General features: G+C 61.9%; 14 protein-coding genes. 10 read left to right on the top strand and 4 right to left on the bottom strand.

The window, feature by feature from the left end; genetic code table 11:
• The first annotated feature begins 172 nt into the window (after nucleotides 1–172).
• The 4 genes from tauA to tauD are packed head-to-tail and all read left to right on the top strand — an operon-like array spanning nucleotide 173 to nucleotide 3,638.
• The gene (tauA, locus tag AC07SI_RS06350; protein ID WP_495005398.1) at nucleotides 173–1,150 is read left to right on the top strand and encodes a taurine ABC transporter substrate-binding protein; all 978 of its coding nucleotides are present in this window, start codon (nucleotides 173–175) and stop codon (nucleotides 1,148–1,150) included.
• A gap of 17 nt (nucleotides 1,151–1,167) precedes the next feature.
• The gene (tauB, locus tag AC07SI_RS06345; protein WP_065899593.1) at nucleotides 1,168–1,947 is read left to right on the top strand and encodes a taurine ABC transporter ATP-binding subunit; all 780 of its coding nucleotides are present in this window, start codon (nucleotides 1,168–1,170) and stop codon (nucleotides 1,945–1,947) included.
• Nucleotides 1,944–2,780, top strand: coding sequence for a taurine ABC transporter permease TauC (tauC, locus tag AC07SI_RS06340; protein ID WP_495005397.1), 837 nt, complete (start codon nucleotides 1,944–1,946; stop codon nucleotides 2,778–2,780). Before tauB ends, tauC begins: the two co-directional genes overlap by 4 nt.
• 21 nt (nucleotides 2,781–2,801) lie before the next feature.
• Nucleotides 2,802–3,638, top strand: a complete 837-nt coding sequence (gene tauD / locus AC07SI_RS06335) for a taurine dioxygenase (protein WP_106805446.1) — start codon at nucleotides 2,802–2,804, stop codon at nucleotides 3,636–3,638.
• 528 nt (nucleotides 3,639–4,166) lie between these two features.
• Here tauD and mgrA read toward each other — a convergent pair.
• The 4 genes from mgrA to epsC all read right to left on the bottom strand — a co-directional run bounded on the left by mgrA (nucleotide 4,167) and on the right by epsC (nucleotide 10,122).
• Nucleotides 4,167–5,204, bottom strand: coding sequence for an L-glyceraldehyde 3-phosphate reductase (gene mgrA / locus AC07SI_RS06330; RefSeq protein ID WP_010214105.1), 1,038 nt, complete (start codon nucleotides 5,202–5,204; stop codon nucleotides 4,167–4,169).
• Between the two features lie 108 nt (nucleotides 5,205–5,312).
• Complete coding sequence (locus tag AC07SI_RS06325) at nucleotides 5,313–6,641, bottom strand: OprD family outer membrane porin (RefSeq protein WP_083221307.1); 1,329 nt, start codon at nucleotides 6,639–6,641, stop codon at nucleotides 5,313–5,315.
• A 179-nt stretch (nucleotides 6,642–6,820) separates the two neighbouring features.
• Nucleotides 6,821–8,782: a choline transporter BetT gene (betT, locus tag AC07SI_RS06320; protein WP_162946137.1), complete on the bottom strand. Its 1,962-nt coding sequence runs from the start codon at nucleotides 8,780–8,782 to the stop codon at nucleotides 6,821–6,823.
• Between the two features lie 413 nt (nucleotides 8,783–9,195).
• A complete protein-coding gene (gene epsC, locus AC07SI_RS06315; RefSeq protein WP_495005396.1) occupies nucleotides 9,196–10,122 on the bottom strand; it encodes a serine O-acetyltransferase EpsC in 927 nt (308 codons plus the stop codon).
• Nucleotides 10,123–10,288: 166 nt separating this feature from the next.
• On the opposite strand from epsC, the gene AC07SI_RS06310 reads away from it, so the two are divergent.
• The 6 genes from AC07SI_RS06310 (at nucleotide 10,289) to AC07SI_RS06285 (ending at nucleotide 16,361) form a co-directional block, all read left to right on the top strand.
• A complete protein-coding gene (locus AC07SI_RS06310) occupies nucleotides 10,289–11,284 on the top strand; it encodes a D-cysteine desulfhydrase (RefSeq protein WP_495005395.1) in 996 nt (331 codons plus the stop codon).
• A 282-nt stretch (nucleotides 11,285–11,566) separates the two neighbouring features.
• Nucleotides 11,567–12,361 carry a cystine ABC transporter substrate-binding protein gene (gene tcyJ / locus AC07SI_RS06305; protein ID WP_106805449.1) on the top strand — a complete coding sequence of 265 codons (795 nt, stop codon included), beginning with the start codon at nucleotides 11,567–11,569 and terminating at the stop codon, nucleotides 12,359–12,361.
• Entirely contained in the window at nucleotides 12,361–13,026 is a 666-nt protein-coding gene (gene tcyL / locus AC07SI_RS06300) for a cystine ABC transporter permease (RefSeq protein ID WP_065899582.1), read from the top strand. The genes tcyJ and tcyL overlap by 1 nt, the downstream gene beginning before the upstream one ends.
• 3 nt (nucleotides 13,027–13,029) lie before the next feature.
• Complete coding sequence (gene tcyN / locus AC07SI_RS06295; RefSeq protein WP_065899581.1) at nucleotides 13,030–13,776, top strand: L-cystine ABC transporter ATP-binding protein TcyN; 747 nt, start codon at nucleotides 13,030–13,032, stop codon at nucleotides 13,774–13,776.
• 379 nt (nucleotides 13,777–14,155) lie between these two features.
• Nucleotides 14,156–14,932 carry a hypothetical protein gene (locus AC07SI_RS06290; RefSeq protein ID WP_495005394.1) on the top strand — a complete coding sequence of 259 codons (777 nt, stop codon included), beginning with the start codon at nucleotides 14,156–14,158 and terminating at the stop codon, nucleotides 14,930–14,932.
• 187 nt (nucleotides 14,933–15,119) lie between these two features.
• Nucleotides 15,120–16,361 (top strand): SfnB family sulfur acquisition oxidoreductase, encoded by a 1,242-nt coding sequence (locus tag AC07SI_RS06285; protein WP_495005393.1) that lies wholly within the window; start codon nucleotides 15,120–15,122, stop codon nucleotides 16,359–16,361.
• The last annotated feature ends 12 nt before the right edge of the window (nucleotides 16,362–16,373 follow it).

Here is a 16,373-nt window from a genome sequence, read left to right as displayed (position 1 = left end):
GTCGTGAGCATCGCAGGCAAGCCAGCTCGCACATTTGGCCAATGCGCCCTCAACACCCGCATTCACTCTTCTCCTCATAAGCTAATTCGAAAATGTTATTTATTTTCGGATTCTTAGATCATTTAGTCTCCTCACACGCCGACCCTCGGCCGCCTGATTGAGGAGCTTCCCTTTGAAACTTTTGACCCCACTGCGCCTCCTGGCGGCGTTGTCCTTGGCCGGTGCCAGTCTGTTTGCCCACGCGACGGATGTAACCATCGCCTACCAGACCACCGTGGACCCGGCGAAAGTCGCCCAGGCCGACGGTGCTTATGAAAAAGCCACCAACGCCAAGATCGACTGGCGCAAATTCGACAACGGCGCCGACATCATCGCCGCCATCGCTTCCGGCGACGTGCAGATCGGCTACCTCGGATCCAGCCCGCTGACCGCAGCGATCACGCGCAAAGTGCCGGTGGAAACCTTCCTCGTTGCTACCCAGATCGGCGGTGCCGAAGCCCTGGTGGCGCGCAACGGTTCGGGGATCAACAGCCCGCACGACCTGGTCGGCAAGAAAGTCGCGGTACCGTTCGTGTCCACCGGTCACTACAGCCTGCTCGCCGCGCTGAAGCACTGGAACATCGACCCCTCGAAAGTGACCATCCTCAACCTCGCCCCGCCGGCAATCATCGCCGCCTGGAAGCGCGGTGACATCGATGCCACTTACGTATGGGACCCCGCCCTGGGCGTGGCCAAGGAAAACGGCAAGGTGCTGATCACCTCCGGCGAACTGGCCAAGTTCGGCGCGCCGACCTTCGATGCGTGGATCGTACGTAAGGATTTTGCCGAGAAGCACCCGGAAATTGTCACGGCCTTCGCCAAGGTCACCCTGGACGCCTACGCCGCGTACCGCAAAGACCCACAAGCCTGGATCGCTGACAAAGGTAACGTCGACAAACTGGTGAAGCTCTCCGGCGCCAAGGCCAGTGATATCCCGCTGCTGCTGCAAGGCAACGTCTATCCATTGGCGGCTGACCAGGTAACCCTGCTGGGCGCCCCGACCACCAAGGCGGTGACCGACACTGCAGCGTTCTTGAAGGAGCAAGGCAAGGTCGACGCCGTGCTGCCGGACTACGCCCCTTACGTCAGCGCCAAGTTCATCACTAACTGATTCAGGAGTTCATCGCGATGGCCTTGCTACAACTGGAGCGCATCAGCGCACAGTACCCAGGCGCCACAGAACCGGTACTGTCTGATATTTCATTGGAGCTCGGGCCCCAGCAATTGCTGGTAGCCCTCGGCCCGTCCGGCAGTGGCAAGACTTCGCTGTTGAATCTGATTGCCGGCTTTGTCGAACCGTCCGCCGGGCGCATCACCCTTGATGGCGTGCCGGTCAAAGGCCCGAGCGCCGAACGTGGCGTGGTGTTCCAGGACGACGCCCTGCTGCCCTGGCAGGACGTGCTCGCCAACGTCGGCTTCGGCCTCGAACTGGCCGGAGTGGCCAAGGCACAACGCGAAGTGCGCGCCCGGGAAATGCTCGCACTGGTGGACCTCGCCGGTTTCGACAACCGCCGCATCTGGCAGCTCTCCGGCGGCCAGAAACAGCGCGTCGGCCTGGCCCGCGCCTTGGCAGCAGACCCGCGCGTGTTGCTGATGGACGAACCCTTCGGCGCCCTCGATGCCTTCACCCGCGAGCAGATGCAGGAGCTGTTGCTGCAAGTCTGGCGGCGCACGGCCAAGCCGGTATTCCTGATCACCCATGACATCGAAGAGGCGGTATTTCTCGCCACTGACTTGATCCTGCTGGCGCCCAACCCCGGCCAGATCGTCGAACGCCTGCACCTGGACTTTGGCCAACGCTACGCCGCCGGTGAGTCGGCGCGGGCGATCAAATCCGACCCGCGTTTTATCGAAACCCGCGAACACGTGCTGGGCAAAGTGTTCTCGCAACGGCAGGTGTCCGCATGAGCAGCTACGAACTTCCCGCCACCGCGACCAAGTCGGTGCCGCACGCCGTTATCCCCGTGCGCCGCAGCCTGAGCACGCGCTGGATCAGCCTGCTGACCCTGGTGGCCTTGCTGGCCATCTGGTGGGCCGTGACCGCCACCGGTCTGATCGAGCCGCTGTTCCTGCCGCCGCCGTCTGCCGTGCTGCAAAAAGGCTGGCTGCTGGCGACCACGGGCTACATGGATTCCACCCTATGGCAGCACTTGGGCGCGAGCCTCAGCCGTATCGGCCTGGGCCTGGGCTTTGCAGTGCTGACCGCCGTGCCGGTGGGCATTGCCATCGGCGCCAACCGTATTGCGCGTGGCATTCTCGACCCGCTGATCGAGTTCTACCGGCCGATTCCGCCGTTGGCGTATCTGCCGCTGATCGTGATCTGGTGCGGCATCGGCGAGCTGTCCAAGGTGCTGCTGATTTACCTGGCGATCTTTGCCCCGATTGCCATCGCCACCGCGACCGGCGTGCGCACCGTCGACCCGGCCAAACTGCGCGCGGCACAGTCGCTGGGTGCGACCCGCGCCCAGTTGATTCGCCATGTGATCCTGCCGAGCGCCCTGCCCGACATCCTCACCGGCGTGCGCATCGGCCTGGGGGTGGGCTGGTCGACATTGGTTGCTGCCGAGCTGATCGCGGCCACCAGTGGCCTGGGGTTCATGGTGCAGTCGGCGGCGCAGTTCCTGGTCACCGATGTGGTGGTACTAGGGATCCTGGTGATCGCGCTGATTGCCTTCGCCATGGAAATGGGCCTGCGCGCCCTGCAGCGCAAATTGGTGCCTTGGCATGGCCAGGCACACTAAGCACTTATTGACGAGAACCGCATGAGCAGCCTGACCGTTACGCCATTAAGCACCGCCCTGGGCGCCCAGATCAGTGGCGTCGATATCACCCAGCCGCTGAACGTCGAACAGCGCGACGCCATCGAACAGGCGTTGCTCACGCACTCGGTGCTGTTCTTCCGTGGCCAGCCGATCACCCCGCAGCAACAGGCGCGGTTCGCGGCGAATTTCGGCGACCTGCACATCCACCCGATCTACCCCAATGTGCCGGAACAGCCCGAAGTGCTGATCCTCGACACCGCCGTCACCGACGTGCGTGACAACGCCGTGTGGCACACCGACGTGACCTTCCTGCCCACCCCGGCGCTTGGCGCGGTGCTCAGCGCCAAACTGCTGCCGGCGTTTGGTGGCGACACGTTGTGGGCCAGTGGCATCGCGGCGTATGAGGCGCTGTCCGAGCCGTTGAAGCGCTTGCTCGACGGGCTTACCGCCACCCACGACTTCACCAAATCCTTCCCGCTGGAACGCTTCGGCAACACCGCCGAAGACCTGGCGCGCTGGGAAGAAACCCGCAAGAAAAACCCGCCGCTGTCGCATCCGGTGGTGCGCACGCATCCGGTGAGTGGGCGTAAATCGTTGTTTGTGAGCGATGGGTTTACCACCAGGATCAATGAGCTCGAACCTGCCGAAAGCGAAGCGATCCTGAAGCTGCTGTTCGCTCACGCGACCCGCCCGGAGTTCACCATTCGCTGGCGTTGGCAGGAAAATGACGTGGCGTTCTGGGACAACCGCGTGACCCAGCATTACGCGGTAGATGACTACCGGCCGCAACGGCGCGTGATGCACCGGGCGACGATTCTTGGGGACGTGCCGTTCTAGATCACACAGAAGATCGAGGGTGGGAGCTGGCTTGCCTGCGAAAGCGGTGGATCAGCCAACATCTTCATCGACTGACACACCACCCTCACAGGCAAGCCCGGCTCCCACCGTGACCGAGTCGGGCCAAGGAAATTCGCCCCACTGAAAATCAACTGTGGGAGCTGGCTTGCCTGCGAAAGCGGTAGCCCAGCCAACACCTCCATCGACTGACCCACCACCCTCACCGGCAAGCCCAGCTCCCACAGTGACCGAGCCCGGCCAAGGAAATTCGCCCCACTGAAAATCAACTGTGGGAGCTGGCTTGCCTGCGATAGCGGTAGCCCAGCCAACACCATCATCGACTGACCCACCGCCATCACCGGCAAGCCCGGCTCCCACAGTGACCGAGCCGGACCAAGGAAATTCGCCCCACTGAAGATCAACTGTGGGAGCTGGCTTGCCTGCGAAAACGGTGGATCAGCCAACACCTTCATCGACTGACCCACCACCCTCACAGGCAAGCCCGGCACAGTGACCGACTACTGCAGATTACTCAGCAGTAGACGGCTTCTCCCACAAGTTGATCCCGCCTTCCTGCGCGAACCGATCGATCTCCGCCAGTTCTTCGGCACTGAAGCTCAGGTTCTTCAACGCCCCGACGTTTTCAATGATCTGCTCCGGCCGGCTCGCACCGATCAGCGCACTGGTCACCCGTGGGTCGCGCAAGGTCCAGGCCAGGGCCAGTTGCGCCAGACTCTGGCCACGGCGCTGGGCGATTTCATTCAGCGCACGCACATGGGCGATGTTGGCTTCGGACAGGTGCTTGGCCTGCAACGAACCGCCACCCGGACGATTCACTCGTGCATCGGCCGGCACGCCGTTGAGGTACTTGTCGGTCAGCAGCCCTTGAGCCAGCGGTGTGAACGCAATCACCCCGGCGCCGAGTTCTTCGGTGGTGTCCAGCAGGTCTTTTTCCACCCAACGGTTGAGCAGGTTGTAGGCCGGTTGATGAATCAGCAGCGGCACTTTCCACTCTTTGAGCAGCGCGGCGATTTCGCGGGTTTTTACCCCGGAGTAGGAAGAGATGCCGATGTACAACGCCTTGCCCTGTTGCACGGCGGTGGCGAGGGCGCTGGCGGTTTCTTCCAGTGGGGTGTCGGCATCAAACCGGTGCGAGTAGAAAATATCCACATAGTCGACGCCCAGGCGTTGCAGGCTCTGGTCGAGGCTGGCCAGCACGTATTTGCGCGAACCGCCGCCCTGGCCGTAGGGGCCGGGCCACATGTCCCAGCCGGCCTTGCTGGAGATGATCAATTCGTCGCGGTAGTGCTTGAAGTCTTCGCGCAGCAAACGGCCGAAGTTGATCTCGGCGCTGCCGTACGGCGGGCCATAGTTGTTGGCCAGGTCGAAGTGGTTGATCCCCAGGTCGAACGCGGTGCGCAACAGGGCGCGCTGGGTGTCGATCGGGGTGCTGTCGCCAAAGTTGTGCCACAGCCCCAGGGACAGTGCCGGCAGCACCAGTCCACTGCGGCCTACGCGGCGATACGGAATAGATTCATAGCGGTTTTCGGCAGCAATGTAAGTCATCGAATCCTCTCTTGGACGTAGGCAAATAAGGCCTGGGAATAAGGTTATTCCCAGGCCTTTTAACCAGCTGAATCGCTTAAGTCTGCCTTTCCGTTTTACAGCAATTGCCTACCAGAGTGGAACGACATAGCTGACATAAAAGCGGTTTTCATCTTGCACGGTGGCACCGCTGATGTCCGGGCTGGCGTGGGCATTTTTCCAGGTCACACCGAGCCCTTTGAGCGTGCCGGTGGGGACTTGATACGCCACGGCAACGTTACGTTCCCATTCGCTGGTGGTGCCTTGTGCGGTGCGGATGTCATCGCCGTGGGCATACGCCGCGGAGAACGTCAGGCCGGTGAGGCCGAGTTTGCCGAAGTCATATTTGTACTGCGCCAGCCAGGTGCGCTCGCCGGCATGCTGGAATTTGTTCAGTTGCATGTTGGTCAAGGCCGGAGTGTCGGCACCTGAACCTGGGCCCTGGCGGTTGTCGCCGCTGTTCAAGCCGGAATCCAGATAGGGAAAGTCGCTGTCGCCGCTGTTTTTCTGGATACCCAGGCCGACGGTATGGCCGTCCAGGCTGTAGCTCTCAAGCAAGCTGGCGGTGGTCTGGTTGATGCGCCCCTTGTTCACGCCGTCACCGTAGAGACCCGCCGCCGCGAAGTCCTTGTCACCGTCGGCGTTGCCGCCCACGCCCAGGCTGCGGAACACCCGCACATCGGTGTCGATCGCGCCGACCGACAGGGCGTCATGGCGCTTGGCACCGAGGAAGAACTGCTGGTAGTAGTCCTCAAGGTTGGAGTACCACAGGCTGACGGTGGTGTTCTGGATGCCGGTGTAGTCCGCACCGCCGAACAGGAAGCGATCGCTTTCCTTGGTGCCGCCGGCGGTGATCATGCCCTGGTCGCCGGTCTCGTTACGGATCTTGGTCTTGAGGATATCGCCGCCGGTGAAGGTGAAGTCGGTAAGGTCCTTGGACACCAGTTGCACGCCGGTATTGGTCTGCTGGTACAGGCGCCCGTCGGTGTTGGCCAGGACCGGGTTGTTGCCGTACAGCGTGCCGACGCGCAGCTCGTCCTGGGCGAAGCGCATCTTGAACGTCGGGCTGAGCACGCCGAACTGGTCGGCGGACTTGCCGTTGTCCAGCGGGAACATGCTGCCGGGGTAGCGGCCCTGGTGATCCTTGTCGTTGAGGTCGCCACCGGAATCCAGTTTCAGCCCGTAGAACGCCTGCAGATCCAAGCCGAAACCTACCGGCCCCTCGGTGTATCCCGACTTGAAGTTGAACTCGAAACCCTGGCCCCAATCGCGAATGCTGTGGGCCTTGGCGTTGCTGTTGACCACATCACGCCCCTGCTGGTTGAGATAGCGATTGAGCAGGGTCACGTCGGCGTGGCTGTCATCGATAAAATCGGCATGGGCGGACAGCATAAAGCTCGCCATGGCGGCACCCACCATAGGGCTTAATAACGTCTTCATTGTTACCGGTCTCCGTCACTGTTTTGAAATGAAAGCGTCAAACGCTTCACACAATTACGCAGTGGCCAGATGACAGTTGCGCGTCAAACCGAGGGTTTGACGAATGAAATTAAATTTAAGAAAGCCCCGTAGAACGGGGCTTTGCAGGGAGTTACAGGTCAGCGCACCAGGTGCAGGAACTGCAGGTGGCGCTCGTACTGGTCGAGGATGTCGTTGATGATCTGCTCCTTGGTGTACCCCACCAGATCGTAGTCCTGGCTGCCCTCACTCAGGTGCACTTCCGCGCGGTAATAGCGACGGTTGTTGATCTCCTTGGACCCCATGCCACCCCGGGCGAACGACGGCGTGAAGTAGCCGCGCATCTGCACCTGGTAGATGAATGGATGCTCCTCGCCATGCCCGATTTCGAGGCTGACGCTGTCGTTGGCCGGGTCCGGCTGAGTGACCACGCTCAGGCCCTTCTCGACGAACACCGCCGTCACTTCTTCGATCGCCGGGCGCACCGTCGATTCGAGGAAGCGGTACACCTCATCGCGTGACGGGAAATGCACGGCCTGGCTCAAGCGCTGGCGCCAGCCGCCACGGCCCTTGCGGGAAGCCGAGATCGGCGCCAACGAGTGCAACTGCGCGATCTGCTTTTGCGACTCGAGGTAGAAGGCCTTGTGCAGGCCCCACATCATCAGCAGCAAGATCATCGAGAACGGCAACGAAGTCAGCACCACGGCTGATTTCAACGAGTCGATGCTGCCGGCAAACAGCAGCGCACTGGTGACCAGCGCCGTCATCGCGCCCCAGAACACCCGCAGCCATTTCGGCCCGTCTTCATCGGCGTTGCCGCCCTTGGACGACAGCGTCGAGAGCACCACGGTGCCGGAGTCGGCCGAGGTCACGAAGAACACGAAGCTGATAAACACGGTGACCGCAATGACCGTCTTGCTCCACGGGTAGGTTTCCAACAGCAGGTACAGGCTCATCGACGGGTCATCGATGGCCGACTGACCGAGGGCCGTCAGCCCGTGATTGAGCACCTGGTCGATGGCGCTGTTGCCGAAGATCGACATCCACGCCAGGGTGAAGCCCAGCGGGATCAGCAGCACGCCGAAGACGAACTCACGGATGGTCCGGCCACGGGAAATCCGCGCGATAAACAGGCCCACAAACGGCGACCACGCGATCCACCAGGCCCAGTAGAACACCGTCCAGCCGCCGAGCCAGTCGCTCGGCTTGTCGTAGGCGTACACGTCAAAACTCTTGGTCGGCAACGCGCCAAGGTAGTCGCCGATATTCTGGATCAGCGTGTTGAGCAGGTGCTGGGTGGGACCTGCGAACAACACGAACAGCAGCAGCGCACAGGCCAACAGCATGTTGATGTCGGACATCACTCGCACGCCCTTGTCGACGCCGGCCACCGCGACCAGAATCGCCGCGCCCATCATCAGGGTGATCAATCCGACCTGGATCCACTGGGTATGGGCAATGCCAAACAGGTAGTCGAGACCGGAGTTGAGGTGCAGCACACCAAAGCCCATGTCGGCCCCCAGGCCGAACACCGTGGCGATAATGCCGAAGCCATCCACCGCATAGCCGATGGGGCCGTTGATGCGCTTGCCGATCAGCGGGTACAGCGCCGAACGCAGCGCCAGCGGCAGGTTATGCCGGTAGGCGAAGTACGCCAGGGCCATGCCGACAAAGGCGAACACGCCCCAGCCATGCAGGCCCCAGTGCAGAAACAGGATCTGCATGGCCTGGCGCGCGGCGTCGGCATTCATCGGTGCGCCCTGGGGTGGTTGCACCAGGTGCGTCAGCGGCTCGGAGACGCAGAAGAAGAACAGCGTGATGCTGATCCCGGCGGCGAACAACATGCCGGCCCAGGACAGGTAACTGAATTCGGGCTCGTCGTGGTCGGCACCGAGTTTTATCTTGCCGTAGCCCGATAGCGCGGTGACCACCACGAAGACCAGATACAGGGTCATCGCCAGCATGTAGTACCAGCCGACCGTATTGGCCGCCCAGTTTTGCGCGGCCAGCAGCCAGGCGCCGGCCTGTTGCGGGATAGCGATGACAGTGATGCCGAACAGCAAGATGAAGGTTGCAGCAAAGTAGAAGACGGGCGCATTCATGCGCACCAGGCCGCTGGCTGGGGTCGACGATGCACTCATGAACGATGCACCCCTCGGGCGGGAGATGTGGCTGTAAAAAACGGACTCAGCAAAGGTAAGCCTCCTGTTGTGAGCGGGCAGCGAACCACCGGTTTAACTTGAACGAACATTCAAGTTAAACATGGATAGGCGGTCTGGGACTAATCGCAGGGCTGAGTGGTAGATAATTCCTACACTAGCTCAAGGACTGGTATGACGGGTGCGGGAGGTAAAACGTTCAGCGATTTTCGGGAGAAATCCGCTCAGGTCTGGAATGCATTCCAACTGTGGGAGCGGGCTTGCTCGCGAATGCGCTGGGTCAGCCGATGATTCATTGACAGATACTCCGCATTCGCGAGCAAGCCCGCTCCCACAGGGGATGTGTGCAGTTTTTTTTACTTCTGCGCCCCATCATCATGCTGCAGATTCGCCTGGGTGATATTCGCCCCCGCCGGCACGCTGCGGGTCAGCCACACATTGCCGCCAATTGTTGAGCCCTTGCCGATGGTGATCCGCCCCAGGATCGTTGCCCCGGCGTAGATCACCACGTCATCCTCGACAATCGGGTGACGCGGGTGGCCCTTCTGCAGCTGCCCATCCTCATCCGCCGGGAAGCGCTTGGCGCCCAGGGTCACGGCCTGGTAGATACGCACCCGCTCGCCGATGATCGCGGTTTCGCCAATCACCACGCCGGTCCCGTGGTCGATAAAGAAACTCGGGCCGATCTGCGCACCCGGGTGGATATCGATACCGGTGGCCGAGTGGGCGATTTCGGCGCTGATCCGCGCCAGCAGCGGCAAACCGGCGCGATACAGATGGTGCGCCAGGCGATGGTGAATCACCGCGAGGATTCCCGGATAGCACAGCAGCACCTCATCCACACTGCGCGCGGCCGGGTCGCCGTGGTAGGCGGCCAGCACGTCGGTGTCCAGCAGGCTGCGCAGGGACGGCAAGGCCAGGGCAAAATCCTGGATCAGGCGGATGGCCAGGGCGTCGACCGCGCTGTCATCCTGGCCGCCCTGGCGCGCGGCGTAGCGCAGCTCCAGGCGCGCCTGTGCCAGCAAGGCATTCAGGGCGACGTCGAGGGTATGGCCGACGTAGAAATCTTCACTTTCTTCACGCAGGTCCACCGGCCCCAGGCGCATGGGGAACAGCGCACCGCACAGTGCTTCGAGAATCTGCGCGACGGCCTCGCGGGACGGCAACTCGCGGCCGCCATGCTCGCCGCTCAAGCGGCCATTGCGCGTTCGCCACTGGTCCCGGGCACCGCGCAGTTGGCTGGCGATGGTCTGTAATTGCCAATGACTGGAACGCTCACTCACGGTCTTCACTCCTGACGAAATGGCCATCACTTTACGGTATGCACCCTGGCCGCCCTTAAGAACCAATGGTGCGATGCTAAGAACTTCACGGAATAAGCGATTGGCGGTTGCCCGATGAAAAGTGCCTGCCTATAGTCGGCCAATCATTCAGTCACCGTGCGTAGCCATGATCAAACAACAGCTCGACCGTTTTAACCGCCTGGAACTGCTGGGCGGTGCCACTGCCCTGGAAAAACTCGAGCGGCTGTCGGCCTGGTTGGGCAGGGACATCTACGTCAAGCGCGACGACACCACGCCGCTGGCCATGGGCGGCAACAAACTGCGCAAACTCGAATACCTGGCGGCCGATGCCCTCGCCCAGGGTGCCGACACCCTGGTGACCGCCGGCGCGATCCAGTCCAACCACGTGCGCCAGACCGCCGCCCTCGCCGCCAAGCTTGGCCTGGGTTGCGTAGCGTTGCTGGAAAACCCCACCGGCACCGAAGACCCCAACTACCTGGGCAACGGCAACCGCCTGCTGCTGGACCTCTTCGACGCCAAGGTCGAATTGGTGGAAAACCTCGACAATGTCGACGACCAACTGAATGCCCTCGCCGACCGCCTGCGCAGCAACGGCAAGAAGCCGTACCTGGTGCCGATCGGCGGCTCGAACGCCCTCGGCGCCTTGGGTTACGTGCGCGCCGGCCTTGAGCTGGCGGCGCAAATTGAAGACAGCGGCATCGAGTTTTCCGCCGTGGTGCTGGCGTCCGGCAGTGCGGGCACCCACAGTGGCCTCGCCCTGGCCTTGAGCGACGTGCTGCCGAACCTGCCGGTGGTTGGCGTGACCGTGTCGCGCACCGAAGAAGCACAGTTTCCGAAAGTGCAGGGCCTGGCCGAACGCACCGCCGAGTTGCTGGGCGTAACGGTGCCCGAGGCGTTCAAGGTGATTCTCTGGGACGAATACTTCGGCCCCCGTTATGGCGAGCCGAACGCCGGTACGCTGGCGGCCATCAAGCTGCTCGCCAGCCAGGAAGGCCTGCTGCTGGACCCGGTCTACACTGGCAAGGCCATGGCCGGCTTGTTGGATGGGATCAGGCGTCAGCGTTTTGAGGAGGGTCCGATCATTTTCCTGCATACCGGCGGGGCGCCGGCGTTGTTTGCCTACAACTCGGTATTCAATTGAATAAACGCGGACTCAAAAATGTGGGAGCAGGCTTGCCTGCGATGGCGCTCTGTCAGCTACCGATGTGCTGACCTTTGCACCGCTATCGCAGGCAAGCCAGCTCCCACATTAAATAGCTCGTATATTCGATAATCGAATATCAATTTAGATTTATATTATTTTCAAGTCTTAAAAACCCGCTCTATCATCGCGCCGTAGGCGAAGACGCGCTACGCGCTTTAAGGCAGGATACGACTACTGCGTCACCTGCTTCGCTCAACATAAAAAACACAGGGGCTCTTCATGACTATTTCTGTATTGCGTCGCACGTTGTTGGTTGGCACTTTGGGCCTGGCACTCGGGGCTGGCCTGCTCGGCCAGGCAGTGGCCGGCGAGCAGTTGAACAGCATCAAGAAAGCCGGCGAGATCAAGATCGGTCTCGAAGGCACCTACCCACCGTTCAGCTTTGTCGACGAAAGCGGCAAGCTCAGCGGTTTCGAAGTCGAGCTGTCCGAGGCGCTGGCCAAAGAGCTGGGCGTGAAGGTCAAACTGCAAGCCACGCCATGGGACGGTATCCTCGCCGCCCTGGAATCCAAGCGCCTGGACGCCGTGGTCAACCAGGTGACCATCTCTGAAGAGCGCAAGAAGAAATACGATTTTTCCAAGCCTTACACCGTCTCCGGTATTCAAGCGCTGGTGCTGAAGAAGAATGTCGACAGCATCAAGACCGCCGACGACCTGGCCGGCAAGAAAGTCGGTGTGGGCCTGGGCACCAACTACGAGCAATGGCTCAAGGACAACCAGCCTAAAGCCATCATCAAGACTTACAACGATGACCCTACCAAGTTCCAGGACCTGCGCATCGGCCGCATCGACGCCATTCTGATCGACCGCCTGGCCGCTCTGGAATACGCCAAGAAAGCCCCGGACACCGCCACCGCCGGCGATGCCTTCTCCCGCCAGGAAGCCGGTATTGCCCTGCGCAAAGGCGAGCCTGAACTGCTCGACGCGGTGAACAAGGCCCTCGACAAGCTGCGCGCCGACGGCACCTTGAAGAAGCTGTCCGTGAAGTACTTCAACGCTGACGTCACTCAATAATGGAAGCAGGTTTCCAACTCGCGCTGGACTCCGCGCCCTTTCTACTCAAGGGCGCGTACTACACGGTGATTCTTAGCCTTGGCGGGATGTTTTTCGGCTTGCTGCTGGGCTTCGGCCTGGCCTTGATGCGCCTGTCGCGCTTCAAGTCAGTGAGCTTGCTTGCCCGCGTCTACGTGTCGTTCTTTCGCGGCACGCCCTTGCTGGTGCAGCTGTTCCTGATCTACTACGGCTTGCCGCAAGTGGGCATCGAGCTGGATCCGATCCCGGCGGCCCTGATCGGCTTCTCGCTGAACATGGCCGCCTACGCCTGTGAAATCCTGCGCGCGGCCATCAGCTCCATCGAGCGTGGCCAGTGGGAAGCCGCGGCCAGTATCGGCATGACCCGTGCGCAGACCCTGCGCCGGGCCATCCTGCCGCAGGCAATGCGCACGGCTTTGCCGCCCTTGGGCAACAGCTTTATTTCGCTGGTCAAGGACACCGCGCTGGCGGCCACCATCCAGGTGCCCGAGCTGTTTCGCCAGGCGCAACTGGTGTCGGCGCGCACCTTCGAAATCTTCACCATGTATCTCTCTGCAGCCCTGATCTACTGGATCCTGGCGAGCATCCTGGCGCATTTTCAAAATCGTCTGGAAGACCGGGTCAACCGGCATGACCTGGAGTCCTGAAGCATGATCGTGGTTGAAAAACTGACCAAACAATTCAAGGGTCAGGTGGTACTCAACGGCATCGACCTTGAGGTCAAGGAAGGCGAAGTCGTCGCCATCATCGGCCCCAGCGGTTCCGGCAAGACCACCTTCCTGCGCTGCCTGAATTTCCTCGAGCAACCCACCAGCGGCCGCATCAAGGTCGGGGACATCGAGATCGACAGCAGCAAGCCGATCAACCAGCAGCAAACCCTGGTGCGACGCCTGCGCCAGCACGTCGGCTTTGTGTTCCAGAACTTCAACCTGTTCCCCCATCGCACCGCGCTGGAAAACGTCATCGAAGGGCCGACCGTGGTCAAGAAGATGCCGCGCGAAGCCGCTGAGGCCCTGGGGCGCAAGCTGCTGGCCAGGGTTGGCCTGGCGGGCAAGGAAGACGCCTACCCTCGGCGTCTGTCCGGTGGCCAGCAACAGCGCGTGGCGATTGCCCGCGCGTTGGCCATGGAGCCGGAAGTGATCCTGTTCGACGAACCGACCTCGGCGCTCGACCCGGAGTTGGTCGGCGAAGTACTGGCAACCATCCGCAGCCTCGCCGAGGAAAACCGTACCATGGTGATCGTCACCCACGAGATGAGTTTTGCCCGTGACGTGGCCAACCGGGTGATCTTCTTCGACAAGGGGGTGATCGTGGAACAAGGCGAAGCCAAGGCGTTGTTCGCCAACCCCAGGGAAGAACGCACGAAGCAGTTCCTGAGCAAATTCCTCGCCCACTGACACCCTTCCGGGCTTGTGTGCGAGCTGGCTTGCCGGCGATAGCATCACTGCGGTGCGGCGGATACACCGAGGTGCCTGCATCGCGGGCAAGCCCTGCTCCCACCTGAGTGCGTTCCTACGCGAAGTCCTCGTTTCAAGGAGTAAAACGCCCCGCCACACACCCGCTGAAATCCCCCTCACAGTCAGACCCTTCTGAATCTGCAGCAACCCGCCGTTTAGCCCTTTGCCGCCATTGACGCCCCTTGGCCAACCCTCTTATCTAGCACTCAGAGGATTGGATCCTATCCCGGCTATTTTCTGAATCGTTCATTTCGACCCCGTGCGCACCCGCGCCAAGGGGTCGGAACGATTGCTGCTGGCTGCATCAAGGAGATTACTTATGACGCGCACCGCCACCCCGGCCATGCTCAACGCCCCGACGTTGCCCCAGGCACTTCGCAACGGCATCAATGCCCTCGCCGCCACTCAGCTGCAGGTCGATATCGCACCGTACCCCGGCATGGATGAAGGCGACCTGATCGAGCTGTTCTGGAACAACTGCTTTGCGGCTTCACGGCGAGTCACGGCCGGCAAGGTCGGCACGTCGACGCGCCTGCGCGTACCAGAAAGTTTTGTGCAGGACGGCCCGGCGCAGGTGCACTATCAGGTCATGCAGATCGGCCATGGCCCTGCACGCTCGGCGACCACGCAGGTGCGCGTCAAGACCCAATGCCCGGGCGGGCAGCCTGCACAGCTGTACAGCGACGAAAACCACAACCTCGCCCCCGTCGGCCTGCCCGAGACGATCCGCCGCTACGGCGTCAACAGCAGCCAGGTGCGGCGCGGCATTCCCCTGACCATCGAACCCTACCAGCACATGACCACCGGCGATGCCATCACCCTGCGCTGGGGCGATGTGCGCATGGACCTGCCAAGCATCCAGGCCAAGGCCGTCGGCCTGGCCGTGCAGGTCTGGGTGCCGTCGACGGTGATTGTCGAAGCCGGCGACGACTGCCGGCTGGAGGTGACGTACTGCATTCTGGACCGCGTCGGCAACAATTCCCGCTGGGCGCCCGCCCGCACGTTGAGGATCGCCGCCTGGGTACCCGCCAGCCCCGGCGGGGCCGCGCAGAGCTATCAGCCACGCCCCCTCGGTTCACCCTGCGAACCTGGGTGACAGACCTTCTATGCATATTCCCAAAAGTTAGTTTATTTAAATATTTAACACGCTTAGGGTATATGCACCGGACCACCGGACATTCCTGATTTTCCTGTTGTCATTTCATTGAATGCGAGGTCGGTATGGTCAGAATTACCCCGGTGCATAACGCCAGGGCATTACGTGCAGCCAAGGAGCGGCGCTGATGTCTAACTTGGCTCTAACACCCCCCCAGAGTGATCTGGACGTAGCCCCTCTGTTGTTGCCGGCCGTCGTGCTACGCGACGATGCAGAGGCGCTGAACGCCGCCCATGAGCTGGCCCAGGCTGCGCGCCTGCAAGCCGCCAAGCGCGACCAGCAACGCAAGTTGCCGTGGGCACAGATCGAGCAGTTCACCCGCAGTGGGCTGGGCAGTATTTCCATTCCCCGCGAATACGGCGGCCCACAGGTGTCATTCACCACCCTGGCCGACGTGTTCGCGATCATCAGCGCGGCCGACCCGGCCCTCGGACAGATTCCGCAGAACCATTTCGGCATCCTCCACGTGCTGCAGGGCGCCGCCACCGAACGCCAGAAAAAACAACTGTTCCAGAGCGTGCTCGACGGCTGGCGCATCGGCAACGCCGGCCCGGAGCGCGGCACCAAGAACACCCTGGAACTCAAGGCCCGCATCACCGCAGAGGGTGACGGCTACGTGATCAGCGGCCAGAAGTTCTACTCCACCGGCGCGCTGTTTGCGCATTGGGTTGCAGTGAAGGCGCTCAACGATGACGGCAAGCAGGTCATGGCGTTCGTGCGCCGTGGAACCGAGGGGCTGCGCATCGTTGACGACTGGTCCGGTTTTGGCCAACGCACCACCGCCAGCGGCACCGTGCTGCTGGACCGGGTGCCGGTGGACGCCGAGCTGGTGGTCGAGAACTGGCGCCTCGGCGAAACCCCGACCATCCAGGGCGCCGTGTCGCAACTGATCCAGGCCGCCATCGATGCCGGCATCGCCCGTGGCGCGCTGGATGACACCATTGCCTTCGTGCGTGAGCGCTCGCGCCCGTGGATCGACGCCAAGGTCGAACGGGCCAGCGATGACCTGTACGTGATCGCCGATATCGGCAAGCTGAAAATCGAACTGCACGCCGCCGAAGCGCTGCTGCGCAAGGCCGGCCAGGTGCTGGACCAGGTCAGTGCCGCGCCGATCACCGCGCAATCCGCCGCCCGTGCGTCGATTGCCGTCGCCGAAGCCAAGGTGCTGACCACTGAAGTGTCGCTGCTGGTCAGCGAAAAGCTCTTCGAACTGGCCGGCAGCCGCGCCACCCTCGCCGAATTCAACCTCGACCGTCACTGGCGCAATGCCCGCGTGCATACGCTGCACGACCCGGTGCGCTGGAAGTATCACGCGGTGGGCGCTTATCGCCTGAACGGCACCTTGCCGGCTCGTCACTCCTGGATTTAACCGACCAGACCT

It is taken from the genome of Pseudomonas sp. GW821-FHT05D12 (assembly GCF_059419825.1).
This window is presented reverse-complemented; position numbering and strand designations above follow the sequence as displayed.